This window comes from Natrinema sp. LN54, assembly GCF_052439245.1.
GTDB lineage: Archaea > Halobacteriota > Halobacteria > Halobacteriales > Natrialbaceae > Natrinema > Natrinema versiforme_A.
Window position 1 is genome coordinate 845,890 of the sequence record NZ_JBQVRP010000001.1, and the last position, 17,295, is coordinate 863,184.

General features: G+C 66.5%; 17 protein-coding genes. 6 read left to right on the top strand and 11 right to left on the bottom strand.

Annotation, left to right across the window (positions count from 1 at the left end; translation table 11 throughout):
* Positions 1-14: 14 nt before the first annotated feature.
* The 4 genes from ACT4ML_RS04250 to ACT4ML_RS04265 all read right to left on the bottom strand — a co-directional run bounded on the left by ACT4ML_RS04250 (position 15) and on the right by ACT4ML_RS04265 (position 3,645).
* On the bottom strand, positions 15-1,181 hold the full coding sequence (locus tag ACT4ML_RS04250; protein WP_444719737.1) for a M24 family metallopeptidase: 1,167 nt from the start codon (positions 1,179-1,181) through the stop codon (positions 15-17).
* Positions 1,178-3,055 (bottom strand): UvrD-helicase domain-containing protein, encoded by a 1,878-nt coding sequence (locus ACT4ML_RS04255; RefSeq protein WP_444719738.1) that lies wholly within the window; start codon positions 3,053-3,055, stop codon positions 1,178-1,180. The genes ACT4ML_RS04250 and ACT4ML_RS04255 overlap by 4 nt, the downstream gene beginning before the upstream one ends.
* Before the next feature lie 63 nt (positions 3,056-3,118).
* Entirely contained in the window at positions 3,119-3,277 is a 159-nt protein-coding gene (locus tag ACT4ML_RS04260; RefSeq protein WP_444719739.1) for a DUF7563 family protein, read from the bottom strand.
* Positions 3,278-3,459: 182 nt separating this feature from the next.
* Positions 3,460-3,645: an HVO_0416 family zinc finger protein gene (locus tag ACT4ML_RS04265; RefSeq protein ID WP_138243702.1), complete on the bottom strand. Its 186-nt coding sequence runs from the start codon at positions 3,643-3,645 to the stop codon at positions 3,460-3,462.
* A 182-nt stretch (positions 3,646-3,827) separates the two neighbouring features.
* On the opposite strand from ACT4ML_RS04265, the gene ubaA reads away from it, so the two are divergent.
* A complete protein-coding gene (ubaA, locus tag ACT4ML_RS04270) occupies positions 3,828-4,670 on the top strand; it encodes an SAMP-activating enzyme E1 (RefSeq protein ID WP_444719740.1) in 843 nt (280 codons plus the stop codon).
* 18 nt (positions 4,671-4,688) lie between these two features.
* On the opposite strand, the gene ACT4ML_RS04275 is transcribed toward ubaA, so the two are convergent.
* From ACT4ML_RS04275 to ACT4ML_RS04285, 3 genes are all read right to left on the bottom strand, one after another.
* Complete coding sequence (locus ACT4ML_RS04275) at positions 4,689-5,591, bottom strand: transposase (RefSeq protein WP_444719741.1); 903 nt, start codon at positions 5,589-5,591, stop codon at positions 4,689-4,691.
* Between the two features lie 144 nt (positions 5,592-5,735).
* On the bottom strand, positions 5,736-6,698 hold the full coding sequence (locus tag ACT4ML_RS04280; RefSeq protein WP_444719742.1) for a hypothetical protein: 963 nt from the start codon (positions 6,696-6,698) through the stop codon (positions 5,736-5,738).
* Between the two features lie 113 nt (positions 6,699-6,811).
* Entirely contained in the window at positions 6,812-7,597 is a 786-nt protein-coding gene (locus ACT4ML_RS04285; protein WP_444719743.1) for an SDR family oxidoreductase, read from the bottom strand.
* A gap of 117 nt (positions 7,598-7,714) precedes the next feature.
* Between ACT4ML_RS04285 and ACT4ML_RS04290 the strand changes: the two genes are divergently transcribed.
* The gene (locus ACT4ML_RS04290; RefSeq protein WP_444719744.1) at positions 7,715-8,035 is read left to right on the top strand and encodes a DMT family transporter; all 321 of its coding nucleotides are present in this window, start codon (positions 7,715-7,717) and stop codon (positions 8,033-8,035) included.
* A gap of 42 nt (positions 8,036-8,077) precedes the next feature.
* Here ACT4ML_RS04290 and ACT4ML_RS04295 read toward each other — a convergent pair whose 3' ends face one another.
* The 4 genes from ACT4ML_RS04295 to ACT4ML_RS04310 all read right to left on the bottom strand — a co-directional run bounded on the left by ACT4ML_RS04295 (position 8,078) and on the right by ACT4ML_RS04310 (position 10,853).
* On the bottom strand, positions 8,078-8,536 hold the full coding sequence (locus ACT4ML_RS04295) for a Tfx family DNA-binding protein (RefSeq protein WP_444719745.1): 459 nt from the start codon (positions 8,534-8,536) through the stop codon (positions 8,078-8,080).
* A 200-nt stretch (positions 8,537-8,736) separates the two neighbouring features.
* Positions 8,737-9,078 (bottom strand): hypothetical protein, encoded by a 342-nt coding sequence (locus ACT4ML_RS04300; RefSeq protein ID WP_444719885.1) that lies wholly within the window; start codon positions 9,076-9,078, stop codon positions 8,737-8,739.
* Between the two features lie 157 nt (positions 9,079-9,235).
* Positions 9,236-10,228 (bottom strand): MBL fold metallo-hydrolase, encoded by a 993-nt coding sequence (locus ACT4ML_RS04305; protein WP_444719746.1) that lies wholly within the window; start codon positions 10,226-10,228, stop codon positions 9,236-9,238.
* 142 nt (positions 10,229-10,370) lie between these two features.
* Complete coding sequence (locus tag ACT4ML_RS04310; protein ID WP_444719747.1) at positions 10,371-10,853, bottom strand: TRAM domain-containing protein; 483 nt, start codon at positions 10,851-10,853, stop codon at positions 10,371-10,373.
* Positions 10,854-11,059: 206 nt separating this feature from the next.
* On the opposite strand from ACT4ML_RS04310, the gene ACT4ML_RS04315 reads away from it, so the two are divergent.
* The 4 genes from ACT4ML_RS04315 to ACT4ML_RS04330 all read left to right on the top strand — a co-directional run bounded on the left by ACT4ML_RS04315 (position 11,060) and on the right by ACT4ML_RS04330 (position 17,236).
* A complete protein-coding gene (locus ACT4ML_RS04315; protein WP_444719748.1) occupies positions 11,060-11,851 on the top strand; it encodes an electron transfer flavoprotein subunit beta/FixA family protein in 792 nt (263 codons plus the stop codon).
* Positions 11,848-12,801, top strand: coding sequence for an electron transfer flavoprotein subunit alpha/FixB family protein (locus tag ACT4ML_RS04320; protein WP_444719749.1), 954 nt, complete (start codon positions 11,848-11,850; stop codon positions 12,799-12,801). Before ACT4ML_RS04315 ends, ACT4ML_RS04320 begins: the two co-directional genes overlap by 4 nt.
* A gap of 485 nt (positions 12,802-13,286) precedes the next feature.
* Positions 13,287-14,555, top strand: a complete 1,269-nt coding sequence (locus ACT4ML_RS04325; protein ID WP_444719750.1) for an ABC transporter substrate-binding protein — start codon at positions 13,287-13,289, stop codon at positions 14,553-14,555.
* A complete protein-coding gene (locus ACT4ML_RS04330; protein ID WP_444719751.1) occupies positions 14,555-17,236 on the top strand; it encodes a methyl-accepting chemotaxis protein in 2,682 nt (893 codons plus the stop codon). The genes ACT4ML_RS04325 and ACT4ML_RS04330 overlap by 1 nt, the downstream gene beginning before the upstream one ends.
* Positions 17,237-17,295: the final 59 nt, after the last annotated feature.

A 17,295-nucleotide genomic window follows, 5' to 3' on the forward strand; every position in this document is an offset into this window, starting at 1 on the left:
CACCGACGCGAAAATCAGTCGAGCAGTGCCGTCGGCGCGAGCGACTGCGACGGCGCCGCCAGCCAGTCCGGCCGCTCGCCCTCGTCGGTGACCGCCATGACGTCGGCGATCCGGATCCAGTCGTCCGCGTCCACTCGAGCGGCCACGTCGAGTCGCACGACGGTCCCGGGGCCGATCTCGTCGCCCCCGGCAACGGGGCGTTCGCGCGGCTCGAGGCCGACGCCCGCGACCCGCGTTTCGATCGCGTCGCCGTCGCTGAACCCGAACGAGCGAACCTCCGCCTCGAGGTCGGCTTCGACGGCGGTCACCGATTCGGTTCCGGCGGTCAGCATCGACCGCGCGGAGCGAAACGACTGGGTGACGCCGACGTGGACCCGGCGCTCCCGGCCGCCGTCGCCGTCGACGACGAGCGTCCGAGCCAGGCCGCCGTAGTAGCCGGCCGGACCGCGCGGAGCGGTCTCGAGGACGATCGGATCGCCGCGTTGGAGCGGCGCGTCGGAATCGGTGCTCGAGCCGGGATTGACGGCGGTGTTGCCCGCCGGAAACGCGCCCGCACCGACGACGGCCTCGTCGATCGCAATCCGAAGCCGGGCGGGGGTCAGCGGATCGGGATCGGCACCGTCGCTCGCGTCCACTGCGAGTCGCCCGTCGACGACCGTCGCGTCGGCGAGTACCGCCGCTGCCCGCCGGATTCCGGCGCTCGCCGCCCGCTGGGCGGCTGCGACCCGCTCCCGTTCGCCGGCCGTCTTCGTCGCTCGAGCGCGTTCGAGGGCGTCCGTCGACGCCAGTTCGAAGCCGGCCCGCTCGAGGTAGAGCGCGGCGTCGTGTGGCACTCTCGGGGGCGTCAGAATCGTGCCCTCGAGGCCGCGGTCGGCGAGCGCCGACGCGAGTCGCTCGGCGGGATGGCCGCGCTCCGCGTCGGCCGCCGAGCGGACGAGCCACTCGCTTGCGGTCCCGTCGTAGGCGACGGCGGTCAGTTCGGTCACCGGCTGGGGACAGCTGTATCGGATTCCCGGATCGCGCTCGGTGCCGGCGTGGACGAACGCGGCGGCGTCGCGGTCCGCGAGCGCCCTCGAGACGACCGTCGTCGCGCGGTCGCGCCGCTCGCGGCCGTCAACCGTACTGTCGCTCTCCGGAAACCGAGCCGCGCCCGCGACGCCGCATTCGTTCCCACCGGTCACGGCGCTTCGGCTTCGGCCTCGACCTCGTCCGCATCAGCTTCGGCGACCGGTTCCTGGGCCTCCTCGATCAGTTCCTCGAGGGTCGAATCGGTCAGCTGATTCCGAAGCAGCACGTCGATCGGCAGCGTCGGCGCGCCGTCGACGAGGTTCTCGAGCAGGACGAGCCGTTCGCGGGCCCGGGACATGCCGACGTAGAAGACGCGGCGCTCGTTGTCGGTCAGCACGGGAACCGGCGAGGTGGTCTTGGTGAACTCCTCGCAGTTGGGGACGTCCGTGGGGTCGTCGACGGTGGCGACCATCTGCTCGACGACCTTCTCGGTGAGGTCGGTGCCGACGAAGACGTGGTCGGCCTCGCGACCCTTCGCGGAGTGGATCGTACCGACGCGGACGCGGTCGGTCGCCATCCCCTGATACTCGCCGATGGCGAAGTACGAGCGGATGCTCTTCTTCTGGAAGTTGGTGACTTTGCGGAGCATGTCGGCCGCCGACCCCGGGCCGGGCATGAACGGCGCGTGGTCCTCGACGACCTCCGCGGGGATCATGAGCTGCTCGAGGTCGTCGATCCCGGCTTCCTCCTGTCGATCGTCGATCTCGTCGAAGAGGGCGTCACGATCGTTGGTGCCGAACGCCGACTCCTGGAGCATGTCGGCGAGCCGGCGGGCCTGCAGGCCGGTGACGTCCTCGCCGGCGTCGATCGCCTCGACGGCGCGGACGTACTGGGTGAGCCGGTCGGTCCACATCCGCTGGTCAGTCAGCGAGGTGAAGGGAACCCCCTCGGTGATGAACTCGTCGATGAACTGGAACATCTGGTAGCGGGCCCGGAACAACACCATGATGGTGCCGTCGCCCTCGACGAGCGTGCGTCGAACCATCCGGACCACGTCGAGCATCGAGCCGTTCGTGCGCGCCTCGACGGCCCCGCCTTCGGTCCGCGGCTTGAGGTCCTTGTCCTGGCGCTGGTCGATGTGGCGGATCTCCTTGTTGACCGCGTTGAGCACGTTCGAGGGCAGTCGGTAGGAGTTCGGGAGGATGACGTCCTCGTCGACCTCCTCCTCGAGGAGGAGCGCGGGGTCGGCACCCTGCCACGAGTAGACGACCTGGTCGTCGTCGCCGGCGATCAGGACCTGTTTCATGTGCGGTTTCCACTCCTCGTAAACGTCGTACTGTAGCGTCGTGATGTCCTGGAACTCGTCGATCACCAGATAGTCGACGCTGGGCAGCAGCGAGCGCTGCTGGACCCGCTCGAGCATGTCCGCGAAGCCGATCTTCCCGTTGTCACCCTTGTAGGAGCGCCACGCACGGATCGCCTCGGGGACATCGATCCGGTCGTCGTCGCTGGGCCAGGTCGGCGTGTACTTGTTGCCCTCCTGTGCGTTGGGGTCGATTTCGGGCGGCAGTCTGACTTCCTCCTCGTCCCACTGGAAGGGGACATCGTACCAGTCGGAGACATCGCGGCTGGTCCGCTGGAGCCACTGGCTCGTCGCGATAACCTTGTTGCCGATCGTCGTCGACCGGGCGGTCCGGCGGCCGGCACCCGAGTACTCGTCCTCGTACTCGATGCCGTACTCGTCGCAGAACTCCTCCTTATCGGATTCGCCGATCACGTCGCTGCGAGAGAGATCGAGCAGTTCGTAGGCCTTGGCGTGCATCGTACAGACGTTTCCCTGCAGCGCACGCGGGCTCTCGTCGAGGCGCTCGGCGAGCCGCTCGCGAACCTCTTGGGCCGCCGCTCGCGTATACGAGACGACGAGAATGTCGCGGAAGGTGACACCGTCCTGCTCGAGAATTTCCTCGACGTGGTCGAGAAGAGCGGTCGTCTTCCCGCTCCCCGGACCACCGAACAGGCGGGTAACCGTCGTATCCGTCGTAGTCATTGTAGCGATACAAGGGCGCGACACCCATAAGTGACGTGGGTTTTCTTCGACAGAAACTGGCGGTTAGGGATCGCGAGGAGAGCGCGCCTCTCGGACGTTGGCACCGTCGCGAATCTTGTCCTGACAGTCCGGGCAGACGCGCGGATCGTCGACCTCGCGCGGGGTGAAGACCCGGGCGTACGCGTCCGTCACGAACCCGCCGCAGTTCTGGCATTCCGGCATCGTTATTCTCACCGGTATATGATAAGTAATCCACCATAATTGTGTTGGAACACTGTGAGAAACGGACTCGACGGCAGCGGTCGGGGTGTCGGAACGAAACGGAAAACGGCGAGTGGTGCGGATCACGCGCGGTACAGCCGGGGCACGTACGGTGTGCCGAAGTCGCCCGTAACGCCCGTGCGTTACGACGCTGGTTCCCACCCACAGACGGTACAGGAGCTGGCGGAGGTGTCGTGGAGCCCGCCGCATTCGGGACACTGCTTCTTGTTATACTCCTGCTCCCACCCTACTCGTTCGACCGAGTGACCGCGATCGGACAGGAATTGATCGATGACGTCGTCACCGGCATCATTGGGTGAGGTTGCCATAGGTGTGTGAATGGTAACCACAGTATTAAATCGTTGGGTCGGTGAAGATCCTGCCACCTCCGCGAAGAGACGCGTCGTCCCGGCGACCACGAAACGAACGCCGTCGCCGTCACACCCCACCGCCGCGCCGTCGGAGCGAACCGACCCGCGAACTTTTCTCGCTCTCGTGCGAACACTCCCCCATGAGCGACCTGCGCCTCGACGCGACCCAACTCGATCGCTACTCGAGACACGTCATCATGGACGAGATCGGCCCCGAGGGCCAGCAACGGCTGCTCGAGGGCTCCGTGCTGGTCGTCGGTGCGGGCGGGCTCGGTTCACCGGCGATCCAGTACCTCGCGGCGGCCGGCGTCGGCCGGTTGGGTATCGTCGACGACGACGTCGTCGAGCGGTCGAACCTGCAGCGCCAGATCGTCCACCGCGACGACGACGTGGGCCGACCGAAAGTCGAGAGCGCCGCCGACTACGTCGCGGCGCTGAACCCCGACATCGAGGTCGAGACCCACGAGACCCGCGTCACGGCCGACACCGTCGCGGACCTCGTCGCGGAGTACGACATCGTCCTCGATGCCAGCGACAACTTCGCCACCCGGTACCTGCTCAACGACCACTGCGTGCTCACCGAGACGCCGCTGTTCCACGGCGCGATCTACCGCTTCGAGGGCCAGATCACGTCGTTCACCAACGAGCGCGGCGGCGACCGCGACGAGTCACCGCCGTGTTATCGGTGTCTCTTCCCCGAGGCACCCGAGCCCGGCACCGTCCCCGACTGCGCGACGACCGGCGTGCTCGGCGTCCTCCCCGGCACCGTCGGCTGTATTCAGGCCACCGAGGTCGTCAAGTACCTCCTCGAGAAGGGCGATCTGCTCGAGGGACGGCTGCTGATGTACGACGCGATGGGCATGAGTTTCGAGGAGGTGCCGATCCAGTCGAACCCGGCGTGTCCGGTCTGCGGGGAGGACCCCGAAATCGAGTCCGTCGGGGACGTGGCCTACGAGGGAACCTGCGAGATTTCCGCCGATTGAGCGCGGGCCACGGATTGATCAGGCCGTTCCGACGTATCGACGCCTGTACCTGAGGTAGACGGCCGATGAAATCCAGAGTGCGACGACGAACCCGTACACACCGTCCCCCGACGGGTTCGGCGACGCCAGCACCGTCGCGACCAGATACACGACGGCGTAGGCGGCCAGCGGCGCGCCGACGTACGCCCAGTAGTTGGGCCCTCGGTCGCGTCCCACCTCCCGAAGGGTCACCGCGTCCTCGAAGAGCGCGACGGCGACGAAGAGGGAGAACGGAACTAACACGAGCAGCGCCAGCACCGAGAGGGCGAACGCGGCACCGCTCTCCGGTCCGACGCCGAACGTGTAGAGCAACACCGCCGGCGCGAAGACGATATACGCGACGACCCAGCGCCACCAGCCGGAGACATCGCCGTCCGCGTCCGGCTCCGCCCGTGACCGAGCCCTGTCTCGAGCCCGGTCGACCCGCGTGACCAGCCAGTCACCGACCGCCGCGCCGACGCCGCCGGCCAGCGCGAAGAGCGCGACGAGAAGCGGAACGACGGCCGGGAGCAGGGCAACAGTGGCTGCTCCCAGCCAGCCCGACAGGGACCACGCGCGCTCGAGCATGTAGCCGATCGCCCAGCCGACTGCCGGCGCGGAGCCGACGACGCCGACGACCACACCGGCCCGGCGGCTCACGGCCGGTCGCTTGCCGTACCGAAGCCCCTCGAGGAGGCCGACGTCGGCGTTCTCGCTCGAGCGGTCGGCGTAGTGGAGGCCGGCGAGCAGACCGGCTGCGACGACGGCTTCGGCCGAAAACGACGTCGGCGCGGACTCCCACGAGAGGGCGACGGTAAACGGGATCGACGCGAGTCCGAGGAGGACCGCCGTTCGGAACCGCTCGTCGGTCAGGTCCGCGAGGGTGTCGCGAAGTCGGGACACAGTAGTTAGTCGACTATCATGTCCGGTCGCTATTAAAACTATACCTCCGCGGTCGCACGGAATGACGTACCGCCGTCGTGCGATCGGGTGTGCGACGACTGCCCGTGGCGATTATCCGAGATGGGACAGCGACCGAAAACGGACCTACTGGGTCGACCGACGGACGTGCGAGCGGCCGACGGCCGAGAGGCGAACCGCGCCGGCGACGGCGAGACAGGAGACGAACGCGGTGGTTCCGAGTTTGCCGCCCGAACCGGCGAGGGCCGGCGCGACCGCGAGGTAGACGAGGCCGGAGAGGAGGCCGGCGGCCGCGATCTGCGCGGCCGACAGCCGCTCGTCGCTCGACATCCCGACGAACGAGGCACAGAAGGCGACCGCGGCCAGCGTCGGCCCCAGTTCCGGCAGCACCGACGGAAACGCGACCCCGGCGACCACCCCGACTGCGGCGGAAGCGACGACGGAACTGGCCCCACCGCGGGTCCGCAGCGCGACGGTCGCGACCGCCGCGACGACGGCGACGAGGACGACCGGCGGGCCGAGTCGAGGATCGAGGCCGCCGGCGGCGGCGTAATCGACGTCGAACAGCGCCGCCGTCGCGATGCAGCCGAAGAGAGCGATGGTCCCGTACTTGCCGCCGAAGCCGTCGAACGCGCCCGTCGTCGCGACGAACGCGAGGCCGGCGACCGCCCCCGCGGTCGCGACCGACTCGAGGGAGGGAAACAGCGCCGGCGAGGCCATCCCCACGAACGTCCCGCAGTAGGCCGAGCCGTCGATCCGGGGGAGCCCGACGCCGACGAGCAGGCCGACGACTGCGGCGGCCACGACTGGGCCGACGCCGGCGTGAACGCTCAGTCCGTACGTGACGACCGCCGCGGCCGCGACCGCGACCGCGTCGACGGCGTCCGCTCGAGCGAGTCCGGGTCCCTCGAGCCGGAGGAGTCGTCGGGGCTCCGTCGCGGCGACGACGGTGCCGGCGAGGGCGACCCCGAGCGGAATGCCCACTGTCCCGGTGTGGAGCTCCGGCGGCGCACGGGCGGCGCCGAGAAGCAATGCGGCCGGCGTCACCAGCAACGCGAGGTAGCCGGCGACTCGAATTGGACCGTACACACCCCCACTCTCCGGAGGGGATCCGAGAGGGTTACGGTTCGGGGCCCGGGTGCCCGCTGCGGGACGGGGGTGACGGCGCGACGGTCCCGCGGAGTCCGACCGCGCGGCCCGCGTTAGCTCCGCAACAGCCCGCCGTCGATCGGGATCTCGGCTCCGTTGACGAAGCTCGCTCGCGGGCTCGAGAGGAATGCGACGACGTCGCCCAGCTCGCGCGGCTCACCGATGCGGTCCATCGGGATGTCGTCGGCCATCGCCGCCAGCCCCGCCTCGTAGTCGTCGTAGGTGCCGCGCTCGACGCGAGCCTCGAGGAGTTCCTCGATCCGGGATGTTTCGATCGTCCCCGGCAGGACCGCGTTGGCCCGGATTTCGGGGGCGAACTCCCGCGAGACAGTCTTGACGAGGCCGATCACGCCCCGGCGCACCGAGTTCGAGAGCAGCAAGCCGTCCGCCACTTCCCGGACGGTACGCGAGGTGATGCAGGTGATCGTCCCGTAGTCGGACTCGAGGAGGTGGTCGTAGCTCTCCTCGATCGTCCAGACGACGCTCATCACCAGCAGGTCGTAGGCCTGATACCAGTCCTGTTCGTCGGTCTCGAGGAAGGTCGTACTCGGCGGACCGCCCGAGGAGGTGACGAGGTGGTCGAGTCCGCCGAAGGCGTCGACCGTCTCGCTCACGAGATGGGAGACGTCGTCCGGGTCGGTGAGGTCGGCCTGCACGGCGAGCACCTCGCCGTCCCCCGTCTCCGAGAGTTCTTCGCGCGCATCCGCGAGCCGCTCCGCGTCGCGGCCACAGATCGCGACGTTCGCGCCGTCCGCTGCCAACGCCCGTGCACTCGCAAAGCCGAGGCCGCTCGAGGCGGCGGTCACCAGTGCGCTGTTGCCGTCGAGGTCGAAGTCCATACCGGGGTCGACGGGGGCGGCCTACAAATCTCTCCGGGAATCAGACGCGATTGCAGCGCGCCGGTCGGGCGGACATCGCCGCGCTATAGTTGGCTGAGGCCGGACGGGGTGACACCGATGTCGTGGCCGCTGCTCTTCGTCGCGGGACTGTTCGAAATCGCGTGGGCGATCGGGCTCCACTACTCCGATGGACTCTCGAGGCCGATCCCGACCGTCGGAACGGCGGTCGCGCTCCTCCTGAGTATGGTACTGCTCTCGCGGGCGGTCCAGACGTTGCCGATCGGAACCGCGTACGCGGTCTGGACGGGGATCGGTGCGGTCGGGACGGCGACGCTCGGAATCGCGTTGCTCGACGAACCGGTGACGCTTGCTCGCCTCGTCTTTCTGTCCCTCATCGTCGTCGGAATCGTCGGGCTGCATTTCGTCTCGACCGGCTAATCCCGGCGGGACGAGACCTCGAGTCGACGCCGTTCCATCGATTCAGCCCTGATGGCGAACGCGGACCATTCCCTCCGAGGTCACCCCGACGATCAGCGGCGTCGACACCTGTCGCCCGGTGACGGCCGACCCTGCGGCGTCGCTGACGACCTTCATCAGGTCCGGCGCGGTGTGATCGACCTTGACGCCGGCCTCGTCGCAGGCGTCGTAGACCAACTGGGGCACGTCGTAGAGGTCGGTTCCCTCGGGAACCCGAACCCGGACCGGCGCGCGGAGCGCCTCGGCGAACGCGACCGTCTCGCGGGCTTTCGCGACGTTCTCGCGGGCGCTCGACTCGATCGACGAGACGTTCGCCCGCGAGGTCCCGAGCGCGTCGGCGATGTCGGCCTGCGAGACGTCGCGTTCGCGCAGTGCGAGCACCTGCGCCTGCCGGTAGGTCAACACGCTCGTCTCGGGGTCGAACCCGATCTCCTCGAGGAGTCCCTCGACGTCGTCGATCACGGCGACCTCCCTCCCCCGAATCCGCGGACTCGCGTGTGCATGTGTACAGCCTATTTCGGCGGGATCAAAGCTTCCACGGTCTCGGCACCGACGATCCCCCACTTAGCCGGCGGACTCGAGGCCGGGCGGCTGGCGGGACCAGTCGCTATCGTCAAAAAAGCGCCAGCAGAAAACGGGTGAAATCGGGCCGAACGCTTGAGTTAGTCGGCGGACTGGCCGGGCGCGGCGTACTCCTCTTCGGTCACGGCCTGACGGGCCTGCCGGGTCAGCGAGCGTGCGAACCGGACGATGTTCGCGGGGCCGTCGTGCGGACCGGGCGAGCGGAAGGAGACGATCAGCGACCACATCGCCGCGACGCCGAGCGAGCCCGCGGCCGAGAAGGTCATTCCCATCGTCGCGTACGTCGCGGCGTAGATCGCGCCGATGGTCATCGACGGGACGCTCGAGCCGAGGGGGATGTTCGCCGTCGCGTCGCGCACCGTCGGCGCGAGGAACACGATCGAGAGGGCGCTTCCGGCGAGGAATATCAGGTCTTGCCACATCATATCCATTCCTAACTCGGCTACGAGTAAATACTTCTCGGTATTGAATCGGGTCGAAATATCTACGATCCGGTCTGTAAGATACGGCTGACTATTCCCGCGGGCGGAGTTTCGCGGCCCTCGAGAAGTGGACCGATTCCGTCGACGAGGCTCGGCGTCAGTACTCGAGGTTCCAGCGCTCGTCCTCGAGTCCGGCGAGTTCGTCGGCGACGCCGTCAGCGAGTCGGTACTCGGTGCCCTCGCTGACGACGGTGCCCGCCCGCTCGAGGTGTTCCAGATGCGCGGAGGACTCCCCGGGACCGTGGAGGATGTGGATGTCGTCGAGTTCGCCGAACAGGTCGGCGCTGACCGTCCACGTCTCGCAGGGGCCGAGCCGATCCAGCGCGTCGAGGACCCGCCACGAGCGCTCCGCGTGGTGGTCGATGATGTACTGCGCCCGTCCGGCGGGATCGTCGATCGGGTCGCGGTGGCCCGGCCACGCGCGGGCGTACTCGGCCTCGGTGATCCCTCGCAGCGCGCGGAGGTACTTCTCGAGCGGGCGGTCGACGCGTACGTCCGCGCCGCCGACGTTCGGCGTGTAGACTGGCAACAGCGTATCGCCGGAGAAGACCGCCCGACCGCGCTCGAGGTCGGCTTCGAACATGCACAGCCCGGCCGCGTGACCGGGGGTGTGGACGACCTCGAGTTCGGTGCCGGAAACCGAGAACGTGTCGCCGTCCGCGAACGGGGTCACGGTCGGCGTCTCGGTCGTCGCCACGTCGAGGCGCATCCGCTCGCGCAGGACCTCCCGCTTGGCCTCGGGCATGCCCCACTCCTCGAAGTATCGCTCTTGGCGGTCGTACATCGCTTCCCACGCGTCGTCGTCGCCTTCGATGAGCGCCGCGTCGGCGGCGTGTGCGTACACGTCGGCCCCGCTCTCGGCCTGAATGTCGCCGGCCAGCCCGCAGTGGTCGTGGTGCCAGTGCGTGAGGAAGACACGATCGATATCCGCGAACTCGAGTCCGCGGTCGGCGAGCGCCGCCGCGAGTCCCTCGCGGGTCGCTCGCGTCCAGTCGCCGGTATCGATCAGTGCCGTCTCCGAGCCGTCGGTGAAGAGGTAGGCGTTGTTGTCTCCCTCGAAGGCCGAGTTCGACAGCGAAATGCGTTCCATGCGTCTCCATCGCACGGGACCGAGAAAACGTTGTGTGAGCCGGAACGGTGCGTCGATAAGAACATCGGCCGAATCAGGAAAGCGAAACTCCGGATACAAACCACCGACCGAACGCAGCGCGATCTGTCCACTCGAGAGGGCGTTATGAGCCCCAGAAGTTGTCGCGACTGCCGAGTCGCTCGCGCTCGGGACCGTCGTCGCTCTCGTCCGCGTCGGATTCGTCGTCGACGGTCTCATCGTCGTCGTCTCCGACCGCCGCGCCCTCGTCGTCGGATTCGTCTTCGTCGGGGTCCATCGGGAGGAGTTCCAACTCCTCGGCGCGCGCGTGATTGCTGTGAACTCGCGTGATCTCGACTCGCGCACGGGCTTCCGGCAGGACGCCGTCGACCATCACGATGAATCCGTCTTCGGTTCGACCGACGCCGGCACCGCTCTCGTGCATATCGACGACGTCGATGACGACTTCCTCGCCCGACTTGACCGGCTGTGTCTTGAGGTCTTCGATCGGTTGGCCGTAGTGGTTACACCACTCCTTGCCACCCCGATCACCGTAATGTTGACATCCCATTCCCGAGATCCGTTCCGAGAAGCTCGGGCAGTCGTCGGCGAGTGGACAGTCTGCCATACTCAACACTACCAGCGGTGGCGTTAAACCGTTTCCGTCTTGGAGATCCACCGGGCGATCGAACGAAACGCTGGTAGCTCATACCGGGAAAACCGCCAGCAAACGTAGCTCGTATGAGATGATTCGGAAAACATGGTAACTGAACGGCTTCCGCGTGAGGTGCGGTTTCGAAAAGGTTTACGGTATGGGCGTAGCAGTGACAAACGATGAAAATTCTCGTTACGGTCAAAGAGGTGGCGACCGTCGAAGACGAGTTCGAGATCGAGGGAACCGAAATCGCGGAGCAGTACCTCGGTGCCGACCTCAACGAGTGGGACGATTACGCGATCGAAGAGGCCGTCCAGCTTCAGGAGGACGGCATCGCCGACGAAGTCGTGACGGTCACGATCGGGCCGGAAGAGTGCGAACAGACCATTCGGCAGGCGCTCGCGAAGGGTGCCGACCGCGCCGTCCGCGTCTGGGACGACTCCCTCGAGGGCGTCGACCTGCTCGACGTCAACGCCAAGACGGAGATCCTGAGCGCCGTCATCGAGGAGGAGGACCCCGACCTCGTGCTCTCGGGCGTACAGGCCGGCGACGACAGCTTCGCCGCGACCGGCGTCTCGGTCGCCGAGAACCTCGGCTACCAGTGGGGCGCCGTCGTCAACCACCTCGAGCACGAGTTCGACGACGACGTGGCCTCCGTGCGACGCGAACTCGAGGGCGGCGTCGAGGAGCTCACCGAGATCGACCTGCCTGCGGTGCTGACGATCCAGACGGGTATCAACGAGCCCCGCTACGCCAGTCTGCGGGGCATCCGACAGGCACAGCGCAAGGAACTCGATGTCAAGGCGCTGGCCGACATCGGCGTCGACGAGAGCACCGTCGAGTCCGAACTCGATCTGACGGCCATGTACGAGCCCGAAAGCGAGAGCGACGCTACGTTCTGGGAGGGCAGCGCCGAGGAGACCGCCTCGGAGCTGGGTGAACTGCTCCGCGACAAGGGGGTGGCACAATGACGGACATCCTCGCGGTCGCGGACCACCGCCGCGGCGAACTGCGCGACGTCAGCTACGAGATCATCACCGCCGGCCGCCAACTGGCGGACGAGACCGGTGGCGACCTCCACCTCGCGGTCATCAGCGGCACCGTCGACGACTTCGCGGAGAAGCTCAACCGCGACGGCGTCGACGCGATCCACACCGTCTCCCACGGCGAGGAGTTCAACCACGACGTCTACACGCAGACGATCACGCAGCTCTACGACGAACTCGCCCCGCAGTACGTGCTGACGCCGAACAGCGTCAACGGGCTCGACTACGCCCCCGCCGTCGCCAACCAGCTCGACCTGCCGATCGTCACCGACACGGTCGACCTCGACAACGACGGCGAGACGCTCGTCGCGACCCGCGAGATGTACGGCGGGAAGGTCGAAACGACCAACGAACTCTCCGGCGACGCCGTCATCACGATCCGCGGTGCCGAGTGGCCCGCTGCGGAGGGCACCGGCGACGCCGCGATCGAGGCCTTCGAGGCCGACATCGACGAGGACGCCGTCGGCTCGACCGTCAACGGCTTCGAGGAAGTCGGCGGCGGCGACGTCGACATCAGCGAGGCCGACCTGCTGGTCTCGATCGGCCGCGGGATCGAGGAAGAGGAGAACCTCGACCTCATTCGAGATCTGGCGGACGCGCTCGGCGCGACGCTGTCGTCCTCGCGCCCGATCGTCGACAACGGCTGGCTGCCCAAGAACCGACAGGTCGGCCAGTCCGGGAAGGTCGTCACCCCCGACGTCTACATCGCCATCGGTATCTCCGGCGCGGTCCAGCACGTCGCCGGCATGAAAGGCTCCGACACGATCGTCGCGATCAACACGGACCCCAACGCGCCGATCATGGACATCGCCGACTACGCCATCGTCGACGACCTCTTCGACGTCGTGCCGGAACTCATCGACGAGTTCCAGTAACCCACACGGTTCGAACGGAAACGGCTCTGCGTTCACTGTTTCCTCGACGCTCAATTCTTTCGAGTCTCGTTCGCTTTGCGTACTCTCCTGTGAACCGGCCAGTGCGGCTACTCGCGGCTTCAGTGGTCCGTTTCTCGTGTCGATGGTGTAGCGTCGTTCTGGGGCACTCGTTGTCACCGAACGAGTTGGTGCGTATTCCACTCGCATCTAATATATACCACAATATACACAAATGGGTGTTCTACAGAATTAATAATACACCTGATATTGATCTCGTACGACTAGTGATGAGGATTTCATAGCGCACTCTCACTGGCCCTTGGTACTGATTCCCAGAAATATCGGTTGCTAGACCCTAACAGTCGCGATATAACCAGTCAATACCACAACAATAAATCTGTATCTCGAGCCGAGTGATGATTTATTTCCAACTATTATCGATATCCAGACAGTGAGATTATATAGGGTGAGTCAAATGAGCAGATATGTCTGATCGACTGCATCGTCGAAAACTACTATCCGGTTTCTGTGGCGTCGGCCTCGGTGGCCTCGCCGGCTGTCTCAGTTCGGTTCCCGGACTCGACTCCAACGACATCGAGGACGGGAGCGACGTCGGCGGAACCGACCGAACGCTCAGACTCGGCATCATGCAACCGTTGAGTGGGAATCTCGAGACCGTCGGGAAACCGATGCGAAACGCCGCGGAACTCCCGATTCGACAGGTCGAAGACGAGATTTCGCTCGACATCGAGTACGAAGTCGTCGATACCGAAACCTCGCCGTCCACGGGCGTCCAGGGTGCAGCCACGCTGGTCGACGAGGGGTATCCGATGGTCAACGGGCCGGCGGCCTCAGACGTGACGCTGCAGGCGACTCAGCAGGTTCTCATTCCGTACCGTTCCGTCTGCTGTTCGCCCGGCGCGACCACGCCGACGATCACGTCGCTCAACGACGCCGGGCTGGTCTTCCGGACCGCGGTGTCCGACTCGCTGCAGGCGGTCGTGCTCGCCGACCGGGCGGCGAACGATCTCGGCCACGATAGCGCCGCGACCCTCTATGCGAACAACGACTACGGCTGGCAGTTGAGCCAGGCGTTCTCGCGCTCGTTCCGGAGCGATCACGGCGGAACGGTTTCGGCGCAGGTCCCGCTAACGGAAGGGCAGGACACCTACGAAGGTGCGATCGAACGAGCCAGATCGGACGATCCCGAACTGCTCGTCGTGATCGGGTATCCGGAGACCGGCGGACAGGTGTTCACCGACCTGGGTGCCGACGCCGAGGAAGACATCCTCGTCACCGACGGTCTGCAGGACAGCGACCTCCACGAGCAGGTCGATTACTCGCTCGACGGCATCCGCGGCACCGCGCCGCTGGTCGACGCCCCGGGGACCGAGACGTTCACGGAGCTGTTCGAGGACACCTACGACGCCGAACCCGGCGTCTTCACGCCTCACTCCTACGACGCGAGTGCCGTCCTGTTACTCGCGAACGCCTACGCCGGGCAAAACGACGGGACCGCCATTAGAAACGCCATGCAGGCGGTTACGACCGGCGACGGCGAGGAGATCACACCGGAGTCCCTCGCCGACGGGATCGAACTCGCGGCCCGAGGAGACTCCGTCACGTACCAGGGAGCCTCGAGTTCGGTCGACTTCGACGACAACGGCGACGTGACCGACGCGGTCTTCGAGTACTGGGAGTTCGACGAAAGCGCGGACGGCGGTATCGCCGAACTGGACAGGGTGAGTTCGTAATGGCGTCGCTTTCCTCTCTGGTGCCGTCGTTCGTCAGGCGGCGGTACCTCGTGAAGTTCGTGGTATCGATTCTGGCGGTCGTGCTCGTTATCGGGGCCGTCGGCGCGGTCAGCTACGTCGATATCGACAACACGGTTCGGGCGGACTCGAACGAGCAACTCGAATCGACCGCCGAGATGCAGGCCGACACGATCAGCAACTGGGTCGAGACGATGCGGGTCCAGACGCGGACCGCCTCCGATTCGCAGGTCCTCCAGGACGGCGATCCGCAGGAAGTCCAGGGCCAACTCGTCGAGGAGCAAGCCCGGATGGACGTCGACGTGCGGGCGATCCACTACGTCGACACCGAGAACAACGAGATCGTGACGAGTACGAACGCCGACTACCGCGGCGAGTCGTTCGCGGACCTTTCGGAACCGTGGGCGACCGACGGCTTCGAGGAGAACCTCGGGCTCGAGGAGTCCGTCTGGAACTCCCAGGAAGCGTACCAATCGCCGACTCTCGACGACCAGGTCATGGCCTTCGCCAGCCCGGTGACGGAACGCGAAGATCGAGCCGTCGTCATCATCGGCACGCTCGAGTATCAGGTCCAACAGCTCCATCAGGAGAACACGTCCGCGTCGACGGCCATTCTCGATAGCGACGGGTCGGCGGTCTTTCAGGCCGAATCCGCGTCTGCCGTCGATGGCTCGGTCGACGACGACGCGATGGCTGCCGCCCTGGGCGGCCGGCTGACCCGCATTCAGGGTGACGACGCGGTGCGAGCGTACGTTCCCGTCGGGAACACGCAGTGGGTCGCCGTCACGACCGTTCCGAACGAGCAGGCGTACGGCGTCGTCTCCGACGTCGAAACGAACGTCGTCGCGATGGTGCTGACGAGCCTGATCGCGCTCGGCGTCGTCGGCATCGTTCTCGGCCGGCAGACCGTCGGCCCGCTGGCCAGATTGCGCGACCGGACGACCGAGATGGAGCAGGGGAACCTCGATGTCGATCTCGAGACGGATCGCGTCGACGAGATCGGGCGGCTGTACGACGGCTTCGACAGCATGCGGAACTCGCTGCGCGACCAGATCGAAGCCGCCGAGACCGCACGCGAAGAGGCCGAAGCGGCCCGGGCCGAGACCGAGTCGATAAACCGCCATCTCGAGGCGAAAGCCGAGGAGTTCAGCGCCGTGATGGACGACTGTGCGGACGGCGACCTGACCCGCCGGCTCGATCCCGAAAGCGAGAGTCAGGCGATGACGGACATCGCCGAGGCGTTCAACGAGATGATCGCCGACCTCGAGGAGACGACGGCCGACGTCAAAACCTTCGCCAACGAGGTGGCGGCGGCCAGCGAACAGGTGACCGCATCCAGCGAAGAGGTTCGCTCGGCCTCCCAGCAGGTCTCCGTGTCGGTCCAAGAGATTTCCGAGGGCGCCGACCGGCAACACGAGAACCTCCACTCGGTCAACCAGGAGATGAGCGATCTCTCCACGACGACCGAAGAGATCGCCGCCTCCTCGAACAACGTCGCCGACCTCGCCGAGCGGACGGCCGAAACCGGCCGCCTCGGTCGCGAGGCGGCCCAGGAGGCGATCGACGGGATGCACGAGATCGAAGCGGAGTCGACCGAGGCCGTCGAGGCCATCCGAGACCTCGAGGCGGAGATGGCACAGGTCGACGAACTGGTCGAGTTCATCACCGAGGTCGCCCGCGAGACGAACATGCTCGCGTTGAACGCGAACATCGAGGCCTCGCGGGGCGGCGACGGCGAGGGCTCCGGCTTCGGCGCCGTCGCGACGCAGGTCAAGGAACTCGCCGCGGACACGAAATCGACCGCCGAAGACATCGAGCAGCGACTCGAGCGGATCGACGAACAGACGGCCGAGACCGCGACGGAGGTCCAACAGACCGCCGACCGGGTCGCCGAACACGTCGACTCCGTCGAGAACGCCGTCGAAGCGCTCGACGAAATCGCCGACTACGCCGACCGGACGAACGAGGGCGTCCAGGAGATCTCCGCGGCGACCGAAGAGCAGGCGGCCTCGACCCAGGAGGCCGTCGCCATGGTCTCGTCGGCGACCGACATCTCCGAATCGACGGCCGCCGAGGCCCAGCGCGTCGCCGCGGCCGCAGAGGAACAGACCTCCGCCCTCTCGGAAGTCACCGAGAGCGCGAGCTCGCTCACCGATCAGGCGTCGTACCTGAGCGAGACGCTCGATCACTTCGAGACCGATGAGGTGGCAGACGTCTCCGCCGACGACTACGAGACCGACGCCGAGGCGATCGCGTTCGACGAGACGGAGATCGACGGCGCCGACGGTGCTACCGACAGCGTCGATAGCGACTCGAGCATGGAGTCCGATGAGGATGCCAGCGAGGTCGAATCCGAATCGGACGGCGGGATCACGGACGCGGGTAGTATCGACCGAGACGCTGAACCGGAACCCGATACCGACGCCGCAACCGACTCGGTTCCCGATGACGTCGAGACGCACGATGCCGTCGACGGGGCCGACGCCGCCGAACTCGACGAGGCGGAGACCGAGATTGAAACCGCCGAAGAGGACGCGGTGGCGGACTCGGAACCGAGGGACAGCGACGCTGGAGACGGCACTGACGACGACCGCGGTGACGGCGGTGCCGTCCCGTCGGACCGCGAGAGCGGGTTCACGTTCAGCCAGTTCGACGACGAGTAACCGTCACCGACTGACATCGCAGATTTTCTCTCGGTTCCGTGTAAACGGTCCAACCACTA

Coding starts and splice junctions, on each gene's coding strand:
- ubaA (WP_444719740.1), top strand. CDS start 3,828: ATGAGCGACCTGCGCCTCGACGCGACCCAACTCGATCGCTACTCGAGA.
- ACT4ML_RS04315 (WP_444719748.1), top strand. CDS start 11,060: ATGAAAATTCTCGTTACGGTCAAAGAGGTGGCGACCGTCGAAGACGAG.
- ACT4ML_RS04290 (WP_444719744.1), top strand. CDS start 7,715: ATGTCGTGGCCGCTGCTCTTCGTCGCGGGACTGTTCGAAATCGCGTGG.
- ACT4ML_RS04320 (WP_444719749.1), top strand. CDS start 11,848: ATGACGGACATCCTCGCGGTCGCGGACCACCGCCGCGGCGAACTGCGC.
- ACT4ML_RS04265 (WP_138243702.1), bottom strand. CDS start 3,645: ATGGCAACCTCACCCAATGATGCCGGTGACGACGTCATCGATCAATTC.
- ACT4ML_RS04285 (WP_444719743.1), bottom strand. CDS start 7,597: ATGGACTTCGACCTCGACGGCAACAGCGCACTGGTGACCGCCGCCTCG.
- ACT4ML_RS04260 (WP_444719739.1), bottom strand. CDS start 3,277: ATGCCGGAATGCCAGAACTGCGGCGGGTTCGTGACGGACGCGTACGCC.
- ACT4ML_RS04310 (WP_444719747.1), bottom strand. CDS start 10,853: ATGGCAGACTGTCCACTCGCCGACGACTGCCCGAGCTTCTCGGAACGG.
- ACT4ML_RS04305 (WP_444719746.1), bottom strand. CDS start 10,228: ATGGAACGCATTTCGCTGTCGAACTCGGCCTTCGAGGGAGACAACAAC.
- ACT4ML_RS04255 (WP_444719738.1), bottom strand. CDS start 3,055: ATGACTACGACGGATACGACGGTTACCCGCCTGTTCGGTGGTCCGGGG.
- ACT4ML_RS04325 (WP_444719750.1), top strand. CDS start 13,287: ATGTCTGATCGACTGCATCGTCGAAAACTACTATCCGGTTTCTGTGGC.
- ACT4ML_RS04300 (WP_444719885.1), bottom strand. CDS start 9,078: ATGTGGCAAGACCTGATATTCCTCGCCGGAAGCGCCCTCTCGATCGTG.
- ACT4ML_RS04330 (WP_444719751.1), top strand. CDS start 14,555: ATGGCGTCGCTTTCCTCTCTGGTGCCGTCGTTCGTCAGGCGGCGGTAC.